General features: G+C 49.8%; 17 protein-coding genes and 1 pseudogene. All 18 read left to right on the top strand.

Annotation, left to right across the window (positions count from 1 at the left end; genetic code table 11):
* Nucleotides 1-17: 17 nt before the first annotated feature.
* The 18 genes and pseudogenes from fabD (at nt 18) to DXA97_RS15765 (ending at nt 16,090) form a co-directional block, all read left to right on the top strand.
* Entirely contained in the window at nt 18-941 is a 924-nt protein-coding gene (fabD, locus tag DXA97_RS15840) for an ACP S-malonyltransferase (protein ID WP_118721041.1), read from the top strand.
* Nucleotides 935-1,675, top strand: a complete 741-nt coding sequence (fabG, locus tag DXA97_RS15835) for a 3-oxoacyl-[acyl-carrier-protein] reductase (RefSeq protein ID WP_118544121.1) — start codon at nt 935-937, stop codon at nt 1,673-1,675. The genes fabD and fabG overlap by 7 nt, the downstream gene beginning before the upstream one ends.
* A 30-nt stretch (nt 1,676-1,705) precedes the next feature.
* Nucleotides 1,706-2,944 carry a beta-ketoacyl-ACP synthase II gene (gene fabF / locus DXA97_RS15830; RefSeq protein WP_118721040.1) on the top strand — a complete coding sequence of 413 codons (1,239 nt, stop codon included), beginning with the start codon at nt 1,706-1,708 and terminating at the stop codon, nt 2,942-2,944.
* Between the two features lie 18 nt (nt 2,945-2,962).
* A complete protein-coding gene (gene accB, locus DXA97_RS15825; protein WP_118544123.1) occupies nt 2,963-3,472 on the top strand; it encodes an acetyl-CoA carboxylase biotin carboxyl carrier protein in 510 nt (169 codons plus the stop codon).
* 10 nt (nt 3,473-3,482) lie between these two features.
* On the top strand, nt 3,483-3,911 hold the full coding sequence (gene fabZ / locus DXA97_RS15820) for a 3-hydroxyacyl-ACP dehydratase FabZ (protein WP_118544124.1): 429 nt from the start codon (nt 3,483-3,485) through the stop codon (nt 3,909-3,911).
* A gap of 46 nt (nt 3,912-3,957) precedes the next feature.
* A pseudogene (locus DXA97_RS15815) lies at nt 3,958-5,312 on the top strand (acetyl-CoA carboxylase biotin carboxylase subunit).
* Nucleotides 5,313-5,386: 74 nt separating this feature from the next.
* Nucleotides 5,387-7,108, top strand: a complete 1,722-nt coding sequence (locus tag DXA97_RS15810; RefSeq protein ID WP_118721039.1) for an acetyl-CoA carboxylase carboxyltransferase subunit alpha — start codon at nt 5,387-5,389, stop codon at nt 7,106-7,108.
* Between the two features lie 11 nt (nt 7,109-7,119).
* Nucleotides 7,120-8,223: a nitronate monooxygenase family protein gene (locus DXA97_RS15805; RefSeq protein WP_118721038.1), complete on the top strand. Its 1,104-nt coding sequence runs from the start codon at nt 7,120-7,122 to the stop codon at nt 8,221-8,223.
* Nucleotides 8,224-8,356: 133 nt separating this feature from the next.
* Nucleotides 8,357-9,049 (top strand): nucleoside recognition domain-containing protein, encoded by a 693-nt coding sequence (locus DXA97_RS15800; RefSeq protein ID WP_347561659.1) that lies wholly within the window; start codon nt 8,357-8,359, stop codon nt 9,047-9,049.
* Entirely contained in the window at nt 9,046-9,561 is a 516-nt protein-coding gene (locus DXA97_RS15795; protein WP_118721037.1) for a spore maturation protein, read from the top strand. The genes DXA97_RS15800 and DXA97_RS15795 overlap by 4 nt, the downstream gene beginning before the upstream one ends.
* 108 nt (nt 9,562-9,669) lie before the next feature.
* Nucleotides 9,670-10,110, top strand: coding sequence for a MarR family transcriptional regulator (locus DXA97_RS15790; RefSeq protein WP_243032266.1), 441 nt, complete (start codon nt 9,670-9,672; stop codon nt 10,108-10,110).
* A gap of 56 nt (nt 10,111-10,166) precedes the next feature.
* Nucleotides 10,167-10,556, top strand: coding sequence for a hypothetical protein (locus tag DXA97_RS20325; protein WP_182436931.1), 390 nt, complete (start codon nt 10,167-10,169; stop codon nt 10,554-10,556).
* Nucleotides 10,529-10,702, top strand: a complete 174-nt coding sequence (locus DXA97_RS20320) for a hypothetical protein (RefSeq protein WP_182436930.1) — start codon at nt 10,529-10,531, stop codon at nt 10,700-10,702. The genes DXA97_RS20325 and DXA97_RS20320 overlap by 28 nt, the downstream gene beginning before the upstream one ends.
* On the top strand, nt 10,683-11,147 hold the full coding sequence (locus tag DXA97_RS15785) for a hypothetical protein (RefSeq protein ID WP_147355585.1): 465 nt from the start codon (nt 10,683-10,685) through the stop codon (nt 11,145-11,147). The genes DXA97_RS20320 and DXA97_RS15785 overlap by 20 nt, the downstream gene beginning before the upstream one ends.
* Before the next feature lie 142 nt (nt 11,148-11,289).
* The gene (locus DXA97_RS15780; protein WP_118721035.1) at nt 11,290-12,516 is read left to right on the top strand and encodes a sugar ABC transporter substrate-binding protein; all 1,227 of its coding nucleotides are present in this window, start codon (nt 11,290-11,292) and stop codon (nt 12,514-12,516) included.
* Between the two features lie 101 nt (nt 12,517-12,617).
* Nucleotides 12,618-13,589 (top strand): ABC transporter permease, encoded by a 972-nt coding sequence (locus tag DXA97_RS15775; RefSeq protein ID WP_118721034.1) that lies wholly within the window; start codon nt 12,618-12,620, stop codon nt 13,587-13,589.
* A gap of 19 nt (nt 13,590-13,608) precedes the next feature.
* Nucleotides 13,609-15,108, top strand: a complete 1,500-nt coding sequence (locus DXA97_RS15770) for a sugar ABC transporter ATP-binding protein (RefSeq protein WP_118721033.1) — start codon at nt 13,609-13,611, stop codon at nt 15,106-15,108.
* Between the two features lie 10 nt (nt 15,109-15,118).
* On the top strand, nt 15,119-16,090 hold the full coding sequence (locus tag DXA97_RS15765) for an ABC transporter permease (RefSeq protein ID WP_118721032.1): 972 nt from the start codon (nt 15,119-15,121) through the stop codon (nt 16,088-16,090).
* Nucleotides 16,091-16,113: the final 23 nt, after the last annotated feature.

Genomic DNA, 16,113 nt, shown 5'->3' with positions numbered 1-16,113 from the left:
ATAAAGGAGCAAGAGTGATGAGCAAGATCGCATTTATTTACCCGGGACAGGGCGCGCAGGTGTGCGGCATGGGACAGGATTTCTATGAGCAGACAAAGGCTGGAAAAGAGACCTTTGACCTGGCAAGCGAGATCCTGGGATTCTCCGTTCCGGAGCTTTGCTTTACGGAGAATGACCGTCTGGATATCACAGAGTATACCCAGGCAGCGATGGTAACCACCAGCATTGCCATGACAAAGGTGCTGGAAGAAAAGGGCGTGAAGCCGGATGTAACAGCAGGTCTTAGCCTGGGTGAATACTGTGCACTCTATGCTGCCGGCGTTATGAGCGAGAAGGATGCCATTGCAACGGTAAGACAGAGAGGCATCCTGATGCAGCAGGCAGTTCCGGCAGGACAGGGCGCTATGGCTGCTGTCCTGGCTATGGATGCCGCAGCCATCGAAGAAACCATTGCAGATATCGATGGCGTACAGATCGCAAATTATAACTGCCCGGGACAGATTGTAATTTCCGGAAAAAAAGAGGCAGTCGAAACTGCCTGTGAGAAGTTAAAGGAAGCAGGTGCAAAGCGCACGATCCTGTTAAACGTAAGCGGACCATTCCATTCCCGCATGCTGACCGGCGCCGGTGAGAAGCTTGGTGAGGTACTGGAAAACGTGGAGGTTCATACTCCGGTGATTCCGTATGTGGCGAATGTGACCGCGCAGTATGTAACAGATGCGGCGGAAGTAAAACCGCTTCTGACCAGACAGGTTTCTTCCTCTGTCAGATGGGAGCAGAGTGTGCGTACCATGCTGGCTGACGGAGTAGATACCTTTGTAGAGATCGGCCCGGGCAAGACCCTGAGCGGATTTATGAGAAAGATCGACAGAACCGTAAAGGTTCTTAATATAGAGAAGCTGGATGACGTGTCAAAAGTTGTGGAGGAACTTGGATGTTAACTGGAAAGATCGCAGTGGTGACCGGCGCAAGCCGTGGCATCGGAAAAGAAATCGCAAAGACTCTGGCAGCAAAGGGAGCAACCGTTGTTGTCAATTATAATGGATCTGCAGCAAAGGCAGAGGAGACTGTAAAAGAAATCGAGGCACTGGGCGGCAAGGCAGAGGCCCTGCAGTGTAATGTGTCTGAGTATGACAAGGCAGCAGAGATGATGGAGTATGTGGTGAAAACCTATGGCCGTGTAGACATTCTGGTCAATAATGCCGGCATTACCCGCGATAACCTGCTGATGAAGATGAGCGAGGAAGATTTTGACGCAGTCTTAAACACCAACTTAAAGGGTGCGTTCAACTGCATTAAGCATATTTCCCGCCAGATGTTAAAGCAGAAGAGCGGACATATCGTAAACATCTCATCGGTATCCGGTGTGATGGGAAATGCAGGCCAGGTAAACTACAGCGCATCCAAAGCTGGCGTGATCGGTATGACCAAGGCAGTGGCAAGGGAAATGGCAAGCAGAGGCATTACCTGCAACGCAGTCGCACCGGGATTTATCAAAACCGATATGACGGATGTGCTGTCAGATACCATTAAGGAAAACATCAATGCACAGATTCCGATGAAAAAATTCGGTGAGACAGAGGATGTCGCAAATCTGGTCGCATTTTTAGCATCCGATGCGGCAAAGTACATTACAGGCCAGGTCATCTGTGTCGACGGCGGAATGGCTATGTAATGTTGAAAGGAAGATAACAGGAGAATCGATATGAGCAGACGAGTAGTAGTAACCGGCATGGGTGCCATCACCCCGATCGGAAACAGTGTAGAAGAATTCTGGAACAGTTTAAAAGAAAAGAAAGTCGGCATTGGCCCGATCACTTATTTTGATACCACAGATTATAAGGCGAAGCTGGCAGCAGAGGTGAAGAATTTCGACCCGAAGCAGTACATGGACCCGAAGGCAGCCAAGAGAATGGAGCAGTTCTGCCAGTTTGCAGTTGCAGCAACCAGACAGGCAGTGGAGGATGCAGGACTTGATATGAGCCAGGAAGATCCGTTCCGCGTGGGCGTGAGCATCGGTTCCGGTATCGGAAGCCTGCAGTCCGTAGAGCGCGAGTACAAAAAGCTTCTGGACAAAGGCCCGGGCCGTGTGAACCCGCTCTTGGTTCCGCTGATGATCAGCAACATGGCAGCAGGAAATGTTTCCATTCAGTTTGGCATGAAGGGCAAGTGCATTAACGTGGTAACTGCATGTGCGACCGGTACCCACTCCATTGGTGAGGCATTCCGTACTATCCAGTATGGTGATGCAGACGTGATGGTAGCAGGCGGTGCAGAGGCAAGTATCACCCCGATCGGCGTAGCAGGCTTTACTGCCCTGACTGCATTAAATACAACCGAAGATCCGTCCCGCGCATCCATTCCGTTTGATGCAGAGCGCGGCGGCTTCATCATGGGCGAGGGTGCAGGTGTTGTTGTACTGGAGTCCTTAGAGCATGCACAGGCAAGAGGGGCAAAGATCTACGCAGAGCTGGCTGGCTATGGCGCAACCGGCGATGCATACCATATCACTTCCCCGGCTGAGGACGGAAGCGGTGCGGCAAAGGCTATGGAGATGGCGATTGCAGATGCCGGCATGAAGCCGGAGGATGTAGATTACATCAACGCACACGGCACCAGCACCCATCACAATGACTTATTTGAGACCAAGGCGATCAAGCTGGCATTAGGTGATCATGCTTACAAGACCAGGATCAATTCCACCAAGTCTATGATCGGACATCTTCTGGGCGCAGCAGGCGGTGTTGAGTTCATCACCTGTGTAAAATCTATTCAGGAAGGCTTTGTTCATGCAACTGCAGGACTTGAGAAGGATGATCCGGAGTGCGATCTGGACTACTGCAAGGGCGAGGGCGTACAGATGGATGTAAATTGTGCGATCTCCAATTCCCTGGGATTTGGCGGTCACAACGCAACCCTGCTGGTAAAGAAATTCGAGGCATAAGTCTTTAGGAGGTAGACCATGACGATTGATGAGATCGTAACACTGATCCAGGCTGTTTCCGATAACGGCCTGACCAGTTTTGTATATGAAGAGGGTGACCAGAAGCTGGTCCTCAAGAAAAAAAAGAAGAAAAACGTGGCACAGGCTCCGGTTGCCCCGGTTGTGATCTCACAGCCGGCAGCCCCGATGATGGGTGCAATGCCGATGCCGCTTCCGGCGGCTCCTGCAGCCGCTCCTGAGGCAGCGGAAAAGCCTGCTGAGGAGAAGAAAGAAAGCACTTTAGACATTGGTTCTGATAAGGTTGTAACTTCTCCGCTGGTAGGAACCTTCTATTCTTCTGCTTCCCCGGAGGCAGAGGCATTTGTCAAAGAGGGGGATACCGTAAAGAAGGGACAGGTGCTTGGCATCATTGAGGCTATGAAGCTGATGAACGAGATCGAGAGCGAATATGACGGTGTGGTAGAGGCAGTTCTGGTAAACAACGAGGATGTTGTTGAGTACGGACAGCCGCTGTTCCGCATCCGGTAGGAGGAACATTATGAGACTGGGAATCAAAGAAATTCAGGAGATCATTCCGCATAGACATCCATTTTTACTGATTGATTTTATCGATGAGCTGGAGCCGGGCGTACGTGCGGTTGGATATAAATCCGTTACCTTTAACGAGCCGCAGTTTAATGGCCATTTTCCGGGACAGCCGGTTATGCCGGGCGTGCTGATGATCGAGGCTCTGGCACAGGTTGGTGCCGTAGCGATCTTAAGTCTTCCGGAGAATAAGGGCAAGACCGCATTCTTCGGTGCGATCAACAATGCGAAGTTTAAGCAGATGGTGCTGCCGGGCGACAGGTTAAAGCTGGAGTGTGAGATCATCAAGCGCAAAGGGCCGATCGGAGTCGGCAAGGCCGTTGCAACCAATGCAGAGGGCAAGGTAGCAGTATCCGCAGAGTTGACCTTTGCGATCCAGTAAGGATATTTAAGGCAGACAGTGACAGAAACAGAGTAGAGGTACGGGAATGTTTGATAAAATCTTAATCGCTAACCGCGGCGAGATTGCGGTGAGAATCATCCGGGCCTGCCGCGAGATGGGAATCAAGACCGTGGCAGTATACTCGGAAGCAGACCGCGACAGTCTGCATACACTTCTGGCAGATGAGGCCATCTGCATCGGACCGGCAGCATCCAGTCAGAGTTATTTGAATATGGAACGCATTCTGGCAGCGACGGTAGCGATGAAAGCAGAGGCCATCCATCCGGGCTTTGGTTTCCTTTCCGAGAATGCGCGGTTTGCAGAATTATGCCAGAAATGCAATATTGCGTTCATCGGACCGTCTGCAGAGATCATTAACAAGATGGGAAACAAATCTGCGGCAAGAAAGACCATGGTTGAGGCTGGTGTCCCGGTTGTCCCGGGAAGCAAAGAGCCGGTCTATACCGTGGAGGAAGCACTTAAAATGGCAAAAGAAATCGGTTTTCCAGTCATGATCAAGGCATCCTCCGGCGGCGGCGGGAAAGGCATGCGTGTGTCCTTGAGTGAGGAAGATTTCGAGGCGAACTTCCAGAATGCCCAGATGGAGTCTGTGAAGGCTTCTCCGATGACACGATGTATCTGGAGCGTTTTGTGGAAAATCCACGTCATATTGAATTCCAGATTATGGCAGATAAGTACGGCAATGTGGTGCATTTAGGCGAGCGTGACTGTTCCATCCAGCGCCGCCACCAGAAGGTTCTGGAGGAATCCCCTTCGATCGCAATCTCTGAGGAGCTGCGCAAAAAGATGGGAGAAACTGCAGTCAGGGCAGCAAAAGCCGTTGGCTATGAGAATGCAGGAACCATTGAGTTTCTGCTGGATAAAAATAAAAATTTCTACTTTATGGAGATGAACACCCGAATCCAGGTTGAGCACCCGGTGACGGAGCTGGTCAGCGGTCTGGACCTGATCAAGGAGCAGATCCGTGTGGCAGCAGGAGAACCGTTAAGTGTGACGCAGGATGATATCCATATCCAGGGCCATGCGATCGAGTGCCGTATCAATGCAGAGAATCCGGCGAAGAATTTTATGCCGTGTCCGGGCAAGATTGCAAACATCCACATCCCGGGAGGAAACGGAGTTCGTGTGGACACGCACATTTACAACGATTATAAGGTTCCGGCCAACTACGATTCCATGCTGATGAAGCTGATCGTACATGGAAAAGACCGTGCCGAGGCCATTGCGAAGATGAGAAGCGCCCTGGGCGAGCTGATCATCGAGGGAATTGATACCAACCTGGATTTCCAGTTTGAGATCTTAAGCAATCCGGTTTACCAGGATGGACATAAGATCGATACGGGCTTCATCCCGGACCAGTTCCCGGAATACTGCAAATAATGTTTATGGGGCTGTCGTGAAGTGGTATATGACACTTTTGCGCCAGTCCCAACGCCTATTAAGGAGAATCATTTATGCTTAGAAATATGTTTAAAAAGACATATACCATGATCGATACGCACCACCGTAAGGGAAAAAGCGAGGAAGAGCCAAACATCCCGGAGGGACTCTGGAAAAAGTGTAACAAGTGCGGCCAGCCGATCTATGTGGAGGATGTTCGCAATAATCTGTACGTTTGCCCGAAATGCGGCGGATACTTCCGTGTGCATGCGTACCGCCGGATTGAGATGCTGCTTGATGAGGGAAGCTTTGAGGAGTGGAATAAGGAAATGGAGTTTTCCAATCCGCTGGATTTCCCGGGATATGAGAAGAAGGTAGCGGCAGCCCAGGAGAAGACCGGTCTGCAGGAAGCTATCGTAACCGGTAAGGGAACCATCAAAGGCTTTGAGACTGCCATTGGTGTCTGCGATGCGCGGTTTATCATGAGCAGCATGGGACATGTAGTCGGTGAGAAAATTACCCGCATGGTAGAGCGTGCGACAAAGGAAAAGCTTCCGGTCATTATCTTTGCCTGCTCCGGCGGCGCAAGAATGCAGGAAGGCATTGTATCCCTGATGCAGATGGCGAAAACCTCCGCAGCGCTGGAAAAACACCATGAGGCAGGCCAGCTTTTTGTCAGCGTACTGACAGACCCGACAACCGGTGGTGTGACAGCAAGCTTTGCGATGCTGGGCGATATCATTCTGGCAGAGCCGAATGCGCTGATCGGATTTGCAGGTCCGCGTGTCATTCAGCAGACGATCGGCCAGAAGCTGCCGGAGGGATTCCAGAGAGCAGAGTTTTTGCTGGAGCACGGCTTCGTTGATAAGATCGTGGACCGTGAAAACCAGCGCGATGTGCTGGCAGACATTCTGCGGATGCACAAAAAGACCGGGATGACCGTTCATCCACAGGAAGGGCAGAAAAAAGAAGCCGACTCTGTGGAAAACTATCTGGAAAAGCAGAAACAAAGTGGGAAAAATGCCTGGGATACCGTGCAGCTTTCCAGAAGTGCGGCACGTCCGGTCGCACTGGATTATATTCATGCGCTGTTTGATGATTTTATGGAATTTCACGGAGACCGGTATTTTGGGGATGACGGAGCCATCATTGGCGGAATTGCAACCTTTCGTGGCATGCCGGTAACGGTTATCGGGCAGCAGAAAGGACGTACCACCAAAGAAAACATCCACCGGAATTTCGGTATGCCGTCCCCGGATGGCTACCGGAAGGCACTGCGCCTGATGAAGCAGGCGGAAACCTTTGGCAGACCGGTCATCTGTTTTGTGGATACTCCGGGCGCATTCTGCGGGATTGAGGCAGAAGAGCGCGGACAGGGCGAGGCGATTGCCCGCAACCTGTTTGAGATGGCAGCACTGACGGTTCCGGTCCTTTCTATTGTGATCGGTGAAGGCGGAAGCGGCGGCGCACTGGCCATGGCGGTAGCCAACGAGGTCTGGATGCTGGAGAATGCGATCTATTCCATTCTTTCCCCGGAGGGCTTTGCGTCCATTCTTTGGAAGGACAGTAAGAAAGCGCCGGATGCGGCAAGGGTTATGAAAATCACGGCAGCTGACCTTTATGAGCGCGGTCTGATCGAGCATGTGATTCCGGAGCCGGAACCGGCTTCCATTGAGACCATGCCTCAGCTTGCAGAAGATATGAGACAGGGCATGACTGCATTTTTTGAACGTTACGATGGCAAGAGCAAAGAGGAGATCCGCGAGTCCCGTTACCAGAGATTCCGGAATATGTAAGAGGTAATATTATGAAAACATTAAAAATCGGTGATCTTACAGCAAAATATCCGATCATCCAGGGCGGTATGGGAGTTGGTATCAGCCTGCATTCCCTGGCAGGCGCAGTGGCAAAAGCCGGAGGGATCGGCATTATCTCCACTGCCCAGATCGGTTTTAAGGATCCGGAGTTTTTGAAAGCACCGATGGAAGCAAATCTGCGTGCCATTGGCGAAGAATTGAAAAAAGCACGGGAGATCGCGCCGAAAGGTATCATTGGATTTAATATTATGGTGGCAACCCGCAATTATGCCCAGTATGTGAAAGAAGCGGTAAAGGCAGGTGCAGACATCATTATTTCCGGCGCCGGACTTCCGGTTTCTTTGCCGGAGCTTGTGGAAGGGGCAAAGACGAAAATCGCGCCGATCGTTTCCACCGCAAAATCCGCACTGGTCATCTGCAAGATGTGGGACCGCAAGTACAAACGCATCCCGGATCTTCTGGTGATCGAGGGACCGTTGGCAGGCGGACATCTGGGATTTTCCAGAGAAGATTTGAGCCGCTACGGTGCGGATACAAACGATGTGCCGCACACCTATCATCAGGATCTGTATGATGCGGAGATCCGCGGCATCATGAAGGTGGTAAAACAGTTTGAGGAAAAATACCAGCAGCATATCCCGGTAGCCATCGCCGGCGGCATCTACACCCGCGAGGACGTAGAGCATGCCATGGAGCTTGGAGCTGATGCAGTTCAAGTGGCAACGCGCTTTGTCACGACCAAAGAGTGCGATGCACCGGAAAGCTACAAGCAGGCCTACATCGATGCGAAGGCAGAAGACATCGTGATCACCCAGAGTCCGGTCGGAATGCCGGGCCGTGCGATCGTCAATCCGTTCCTGGAGAAGATCACTGCCATGAAAGAGCGTGGGGAAAAGGCAAAGATCACGCATTGCTACCAGTGCCTGGAGCACTGTGATCCGGCCAACATCCCATACTGCATTACCAAAGCGCTGTCTAACGCAGCAGAGGGTGCGTTAAATGATGCTCTTTTATTCTGTGGCAGCAACGCATACCGTGCCGATAAGATCGAGACGGTCGAAGCTGTGGTGCAGGATTTGGTTGGGGGAGTATAAAAAAATGCTCCATGTATGACATAAATGAGATTGAAGTTCCATAGATTTAGAGCAAACGGTGCTGCGTTTCCGAAAGAGCAATTGCCAGGCAATATCAAGGTAGCAAAAAAGGAAACAGCAGTGTCATGACCATATGGGAAGTGAAAAGGCTTTGCTGAATTATCTCTGGGGCGGCATGCTCTTAGCCGGAATGCTGTGGGGCGCAATCAATGGAACATGGAATGAAGTGACCCAGGCTCTTCTGGACTCTGCAAAAGAATCCGTGAGTCTGGGTATTACTATGCTTGGGATCCTGTCGTTTTGGTGCGGCATTATGGAAATCGGAAGCCAATCTGGGCTCATTGGCTGGCTGGCGAAGCGCATGACACCGGTGTTGGACTTTCTGTTTCCGGAGCTTGAACGGCAGCATCCGGCCAGAGAGCCCATTGCGGTGAACATCATAGCCAATATGCTGGGACTTGGCATGGCTGCGACACCGGCCGGATTAAAGGCAATGCAGGAGATGGAAGCAGATATCCGGGATGAGGCACGGACTGCGACAGCTTCCATGTGTACATTCCTGATCTTAAATATTTCGTCGCTGCAGTTGATCCCGGTTACACTGATCGCGTACCGGAGCCAGTATGGATCAAAACAGCCAGAGGCTGTGCTTGGTCCTGCGCTTGCGGCAACGACGGTTTCTACATTGACTGCGGTAGTTTTCTGCAAGATCATGGATTTGAGAAAACGAAACAGGAGCAGGCGTAGAAAGAGAATGATGGAAAGCCGTAATCCTGAAAAAGGTGTTCCTGGTGCCGGAAATGTCAGAGAGGTGACACGTCCATGATCCTGTGGATTTCTAAGATTCTGCTTCCGTTTGTGATCAGCTATGTCGTAGCCTTTGGTCTGATCTCGCATCGTCCGGTATTCGATGATTTTCTGGACGGCGCAAAAAGCGGGATGAAAACCGTGGCAGAGATTTTGCCAACGCTGGTCGGACTCATGAGCGCAGTTGGTGTGGTGCGTGCTTCCGGACTTTTAGATGCCGTGACTGATGTTTGTGCCGGAGCAGCAGGACTGCTCCATATTCCGCAGGAACTGGTGCCCATTACTCTGGTGCGTCTGGTTTCCAACTCTGCGGCAACGGGACTTCTTCTGGATCTGTTCCGGCAGTATGGGCCTGACAGCCGGATCGGCATGGCGGCATCGGTACTAATGAGCAGCACAGAAACCGTGTTTTATTGCCTGAGCATTTACTTTGGAAGTGTGAAAGTGCGGCGGACTCGTTATACGGTGCCCGGGGCACTGATTGCGACAGCAGCAGGAATTGCTGCCAGTATCTGGATCACACAAAACTAAAACACAAATCTTTCACAATGTCGTAAGAAAAACGCGGTTGTCGAAAGAGGGCAAATCATGTATAATCAAGAGCGGAGTGACAGGCTTCGTGTGCAGTGAGGGAGAAAAGTGGATACTTACGCGACATTAAACGATGCCCTGGTGAAATTGTTCCGCGATGTCATGGACTTAGAGGAGAAGGCCATCATTACGGATGAATTCCAGGATATTACAAATAACGATATGCATGTGATTCAGGCAATCGGGATCGGAGAGCCCAAGAACATGTCTGCGATAGCGAAAGAGCTTTCTGTGACAGTGGGAACCCTGACCATAGCCATGAACAGTCTGGTAAAGAAAGGCTACGTGACCCGGGAACGAGGAAAGGAAGACCGGCGTGTAGTCTATATTTCGTTGTCTGAAAAAGGACGGAATGCATATCAGTACCACGAGAAGTTTCACCATGACATGATCGATGCAATCTTGCAGGATTTAACTTCTGCCGAGACTGAGAGTCTGGTCAGTGCCCTTGCCAAACTAAATCTGTGGTTCCGCGAGGCAAAAGGATAACATACACAAGGAGGCTTTATTATCATGAAGAAATTAGTCATGGGCTTACTGGGAGCATGATGATCTTATCATTAGCAGCATGTACACCAACCACCGAGAAGAATAAGACCGGCGAGGTAAAGGAGCCGGAAACAGAAGCCGTAGAAACCACTGCGGATGCAGGTCCGGGTGTGGTAACCGGCAGACCGGTCGATCAGGATGCACCGGATCTTACCATGGTATCTGTATATAGTGTCAGTGAAGATGGCAGCAAGATCGAGGGCACCATGGATTCTGTAGAAACCCTGGATGCACAGAGCCTTACCGATCTTCTGATCCAGTATGGCGTGCTGGATGACGGTACCAAGCAGTCAGCTTTACTACCGAAGAAAGTGTTGCCAGTACGGAAGCAGGACCGGGTGTCAGTGCAGATTCTACTGTGGCAGAAAAAGCAACCCTGGAGTTAAGCCAGTTCCCGTCTGAGAACCAGGAGAAGGTTCTGCAGGCAGTGGCAAACACCTTCTGCGAGAACATGAATGCAGAGACCATCACCATTAAGGCAGACGGCCAGACCCTGGCAGAGGGACTGAGCTTTGAGGATGCAGGAAAGTAATGAAAGAAAAGGTTATATAAAACAGAGACAGCTTGTTTCCAGAAAAGGAGACAGGCTGTTTTTTGTTTTCCATAGCAAATTACGTCTTATAAAAAATCCCACCGTTACGGTTGCAGTAGCGTTGGTAGTTTTGTTATTTTCTGGTATGGAAGTTGGATGTGGTTCATCTGGTTCAGGTGAGACGAAAGCAATTTCAAATGTCAGTTCTGGAGATTCTTCCTCGGAGGAAACAAAAGCAGAGGAACAATCGGACAAGATCGGATTTATCCCGATACCATACAGCTTTCAAAAACACTCAAAGTTGTATTTGAAAAGATGCAAGAACGTTAAGAAAATAGCACATGTTTTGACAAAAATATACAAAAAATACGGGAAAATTGTGAAGGGAAATGATATAAGATGTATACTCTTGATAAAACGTGTCATTAGAAATGCCAATTTTTAGATAAAGTTACACAAGAAAAAATACAACTTCTGAGAAAAAATACCTTGTATTCTATTGCACATTTTGACAGGAAAACGTATAATGAAGCCATGAGAGTTGTTGAAAACAATCAAAAACTATAAAAATGTTGGGAGGAATCAAAATGAAGAAAGTCTTCAAAAAAGCAACAGCGACAGTGACAGCAGCAGCGATGCTGGCCAGCCTGACTGCATGCGGCGGCGGTGCTGCATCATCCAGTGCGACCACAGCAGCTCCGGCAGGTGAGTCTAAAGCAGAGGGCGGCGCTGAGACCACAGCGGCAGCAGCTACCTCCGGTATTGACAACAAGGACATCAAGATCGGTGTTTCCATCTGGTCTTCTACCGATGTTCTTGGTTCCCAGTGTAAACTGATCCTGGATGAGGCGGCAAAGGCTTTAGGTGTACAGGTTCAGTATGTTGACCAGGGCCATGTATCTGAGAAGGTTACCGCTTCTGTAGAGCAGCTTGCTGCAGCAGGATGCCAGGGCATCATTATCTGTAACTCTTCTGATACTGAGATGACTTCTGCAATCAAGACTGCAAATGACAATAAGGTTTATTTGGCACAGTTCTTCCGTGTAATCAGCAAGGATAACAGCGCAGATATCTACGACATGGCAACCCAGTCTCCGTACTACATCGGTGCAGTTCATGAGAACGAGCCGGAGAACGGCGAGAAGCTGGTTCAGATCCTTTTAGACAAGGGTGACAGAAACATCGGCCTGATCGGCTGGGAGCAGGGTGATGCTACCTGGTTAGGCAGATGGGAAGGTTACAAAGCAGGCGTTGAGAAATGGAATGCAGAGCATCCGGATGATCAGGCTAAGCTTTCTGAGCCGCAGTACGCAGGTACTTCTTCTGAGGGTGGTTCCAAAGCAGCAGAGGCTTTAATGTCTGCAGATCCTACTCTTGATGCACTGATCCCGGCAGGCGGCGGCGGTGATCCGCTTCAGGGTGCTATCGCAGCTGTTGAGCGTGCAGGCAAAGTTCAGGATATCGATATCGTTTCCACCGACTTCCTTCCGGACCTTGGCGAGAGACTTGAGAATGGTTCCATGGCTGGCCAGTCCGGCGGACATTACTGCGACCCGCTTATCGCTTTCATGATGGTTTACAACGCAATTAAGGGCAACTACAGCGGATTCGAAGGCAAGTTCGAGGATGTTCCGTTCCCGTATCTGTATGTATCTTCCGCAGATGACTACAAGGCTTACGAGCAGTACTTCGTAGATCAGCTTCCTTACACCGATGAGGAACTGGTTGAGATGTCTGAGCTGGATCTTGACGGTCTGAAAGAGGCAGCTTCCAAGATCTCCATCGAGGATGCAGCTGCACGTGCAGGCAAATAAATTACACGAGATTCATTTAGGCTGAGTGGCTTAAGACGGCCGGTATCGCGCGGCGATGCCGGCGTCATGTCTTAGTATGAAATAAGAACGAGGTAAAAAATATGGGTACTTCTGTTGTTGACACACCCGGAAAGAAAAAACTTTCGGGAACTGCGAAGGGCTATCTGATCCTGTTTGGTCTGGTAGTGCTTTCCTGGCTGATCTTTAAGATCCTGACACCTAGCAACTTTGGTTCACCGGCTAACATGCTGAGCTATTTCCAGGCCAGCCTGATTGCCACAGTCGGTGCAGTTGGCTTCTATTTCGTCATGGTTATGGGAATGTTTGATTTCTCTATTGGTGCAAACATCATGCTTTCCGCAATCGTTGGCTGCGTGTTCGCATCAAGATTCGGAATGGGCTATGCCGGACTCATCATCGGAAGTATCGTGACCGGTTCCATCGTTGGTCTGTTGAACGGCGTTTTCTATGTTAAGCTTCACATTCCGTCTATGATCGTAACCACGGGTCTTGCGCTGATTTATGAGTCTGTTGCGAACTATATCGCAGGCGGTGTGGAGCAGACGCTTCCGTCTAACCTGCGTGCCTTTGGCCAGATGCCGGGCAACATTATCCTGGCAGTGTTAGCATGCGTGGTTGCGTACATCTTTTTAAATTACACCAAGATCGGTACATACACCTACGCGATCGGCAGCAACGAGTTTGTAGCCAAGAACATGGGTATCAATGTAGATAAATACAAGGTTCTGGCATTCATCTTAAGTGGCGCCTTCCTTGGCGTCATGGCAGTCCTGACCATCAGCTATGGTTCTTCCATGGTAGCAGTAACCGGAATGGCCTCCATGAGCCGTAACTTCGTTCCGACCATGGGCTGCTTCTTTGGACTGGCATTTAAGAAATACGGTATGCCGCTGCAGGCTATCGTGATCGGTGAGTTCGTAATCAATATCATCTTCTTCGGCTTTATCGCAATGGGTGCTCCGACCGCGATCCAGGACGTTATCACAGGTCTGGCTCTGCTGATCATCATCACCGTAACGACAAAAGTAACGAAGGGCGAGATCGTCAAGTAGATCATAGGGAGGAAATGCAATGAGCGAAGTAAGGTTAGAGGTAAAAAATCTTTGCAAGTCCTTCGGTATCACGAAGGCGGTTCAGAATGTTTCATTTAACGTAAACAAAGGCGAAGTACACGCGCTGATCGGTGAGAACGGTTCTGGTAAATCAACCCTGACCAACATGCTGACCGGTATCTACAGCATCGGAAGCGGTACCTTCGTACTGGATGGAAAAGAGATCCATCCGAAAAACCAGGTTGAGGCAAACAATGAGGGTGTCTCCATTATCGTGCAGGAGCTTGGTACCCTGTCTGGTCTGACGGTGGCAGAGAACATTTTCCTAGGTCATGAAGACCAGTTTGTACATATGGGCATTAAGAATACCAATGCCATGAACAAAAAGGCAACGGAGCTCTTAAAACAGTATGGTTTTGAGCGGATCAAGGCAGCAGACATCATTGATGAGTACAACTTCGAGGACCGTAAGCTGATTGAAATCGTAAAGGCAACCTACTTTGATCCGAAGATCGTAGTCATCGATGAGACCACCACCGCTCTTTCTCAGGAGGGACGTGAAGAGCTTTACAAGCACATGAACCGGATCCGCGAGAGCGGAAACTCTATCATCTTCATTTCCCATGACCTTCCGGAGATTCTGGACAAGTCTGATACCATCACTATCATGCGTGACGGTGTTTACATTGACACTGTAAAGAGCAAAGACGTAACAGAGGATGACTTAAAGCGTCTCATGGTTGGCCGTGAGGTAACCGGTGACTATTATCGTTCCGATTACGGAGAGAAGGTTTCTGATGAGGTGGTTCTTTCTGTAAAGAATGTATCTGTTCCTGGCCTGATCCACGATGTAAGCTTTGACCTGCATAAGGGCGAGATCTTAGGCTTCGGCGGTCTGTCTGAGTCTGGTATGCATGAGATCGGTAAAGCAATCTTTGGTGCATCTTATGACCGCACCGGTACGGTAGAGCTCGCAGACGGTACCCAGATCAACGATATCCCGACTGCGATCAAGCACAGCATCGCTTACACATCCAAGGATCGTGATAACGAGTCTGTTGTACTGAACCAGAGTATCGGTGACAATATCTGCCTGCCGTCCCTGGACAGTCTGGCTGGCAAGTCCCATCTGTTAAGCGATAAGAAGTTAAAAGAGTTTGCAAACAAATATGCAAAGCAGATGTCCGTTAAGATGGTCAATGTCGACCAGTTTGTATCCGACCTTTCCGGCGGTAATAAACAGAAGGTTGTTCTTGCAAGATGGATCGGTAAAGACTCCGATATCGTTGTATTAGACAGTCCGACCCGAGGTATCGATATCAAGGTAAAACAGGATATCTATCAGTTAATGAACCAGATGAGAAAGAATGGCAAGTCCATCATCATGATTTCTGAGGAGTTAATGGAGCTCATTGGTATGTGCGACCGCATCATGATCATGAAGGATGGCAGGACCAGCGGAGAGCTGGAGCGTAGTGAGGCCCTCGATGAGAACAGCCTGATTACGATGATGGTATAAGGAGGCAGCAATGGAGAATCAAGTTAAGACAAACACAGACCAGAAGGAGCAACAGCTCAAAAAAATATCAAAAATGTCGATGATCCGTGCCCTGCTTCCGATCGCGGGACTGATTATCATTTTCTTACTGTTTAATGTACTCACGAATTTCCGAATGATGAAGAACCTGCCGCTGGTACTGTCACAGGTATATGTGACTATGATCGCAGCAACCGGTGTATTCTTTATTATGACCATGGGTGGTCTGGATTTCTCTCAGGGCTCTATCCTGGGTATTGCATCCATCGTAGTATGTATGTTGTCCAAGACCAGCATTCCGTTAGCGATCGTTGGCGGTATTGTGGCAGGCGCAGCAATCGGTGCGATCAACGGTTACTTCTATGTATACCGTAAGATCAAATCCTTCATTGTTACGATCTGTACCATGTTCCTGTTCCGTGGTTTCATCAAGTATCTGACCACCAACGCGCCGGTCGCAGGTTCTGCAAAGCTGATCAACTTTGACAGCACCGGTTTAAAGGTTGCATGTACCGTACTGATTCTGGTTATTGGATTTGTATTGTTCCGCTTCACGAAGTTCGGCACTTACTTAAAGGCTATCGGTGCAGGTGAGAAGGCCGCAATGTTCTCTGGTATCCGCACCGACCGCATGAAGTTCTGGATCTACGTTTTAGCTGGCGCAATTACCGGTTTTGCAGCATTCATCAACGTTATCAAGGTTGGTTCTGTTACATCCTCCGGTGGTAACCAGTTAGAGACCCAGATCCTGATCGCACTGGTACTTGGCGGTATGCCGATCTCCGGTGGTGCGAAGGTTCGTTTCGAGAATATCATCGTAGGTTCCCTGCTCTATATCGTATTAAACAGTGGACTGACCATGATGGGCTTCTCTACACAGCTCATGCAGCTGATTCAGGGCGTGGTATTCCTGGTATTCGTAGCAGTCTTCGCAGACCGCCAGTCCCTGCAGGTTATCAAATAGCCAGACGGGGAAAATCCAGCGTG

The organism is Clostridium sp. OF09-36 (genome assembly GCF_003481985.1).
GTDB lineage: Bacteria > Bacillota > Clostridia > Lachnospirales > Lachnospiraceae > Brotaphodocola.
Note: the sequence above shows the minus strand (reverse complement) of the source record. Positions and strands in the feature narration are given on the sequence as shown.

Excerpts from the sequence above, each read along its gene's own strand:
- fabD (WP_118721041.1), top strand. The coding sequence starts at position 18 with ATGAGCAAGATCGCATTTATTTACCCGGGACAGGGCGCGCAGGTGTGC.
- fabG (WP_118544121.1), top strand. The coding sequence starts at position 935 with ATGTTAACTGGAAAGATCGCAGTGGTGACCGGCGCAAGCCGTGGCATC.
- fabF (WP_118721040.1), top strand. The coding sequence starts at position 1,706 with ATGAGCAGACGAGTAGTAGTAACCGGCATGGGTGCCATCACCCCGATC.
- accB (WP_118544123.1), top strand. The coding sequence starts at position 2,963 with ATGACGATTGATGAGATCGTAACACTGATCCAGGCTGTTTCCGATAAC.
- fabZ (WP_118544124.1), top strand. The coding sequence starts at position 3,483 with ATGAGACTGGGAATCAAAGAAATTCAGGAGATCATTCCGCATAGACAT.
- DXA97_RS15810 (WP_118721039.1), top strand. The coding sequence starts at position 5,387 with ATGCTTAGAAATATGTTTAAAAAGACATATACCATGATCGATACGCAC.
- DXA97_RS15805 (WP_118721038.1), top strand. The coding sequence starts at position 7,120 with ATGAAAACATTAAAAATCGGTGATCTTACAGCAAAATATCCGATCATC.
- DXA97_RS15800 (WP_347561659.1), top strand. The coding sequence starts at position 8,357 with ATGGGAAGTGAAAAGGCTTTGCTGAATTATCTCTGGGGCGGCATGCTC.
- DXA97_RS15795 (WP_118721037.1), top strand. The coding sequence starts at position 9,046 with ATGATCCTGTGGATTTCTAAGATTCTGCTTCCGTTTGTGATCAGCTAT.
- DXA97_RS20325 (WP_182436931.1), top strand. The coding sequence starts at position 10,167 with ATGATGATCTTATCATTAGCAGCATGTACACCAACCACCGAGAAGAAT.
- DXA97_RS15780 (WP_118721035.1), top strand. The coding sequence starts at position 11,290 with ATGAAGAAAGTCTTCAAAAAAGCAACAGCGACAGTGACAGCAGCAGCG.
- DXA97_RS15775 (WP_118721034.1), top strand. The coding sequence starts at position 12,618 with ATGGGTACTTCTGTTGTTGACACACCCGGAAAGAAAAAACTTTCGGGA.
- DXA97_RS15770 (WP_118721033.1), top strand. The coding sequence starts at position 13,609 with ATGAGCGAAGTAAGGTTAGAGGTAAAAAATCTTTGCAAGTCCTTCGGT.
- DXA97_RS15765 (WP_118721032.1), top strand. The coding sequence starts at position 15,119 with ATGGAGAATCAAGTTAAGACAAACACAGACCAGAAGGAGCAACAGCTC.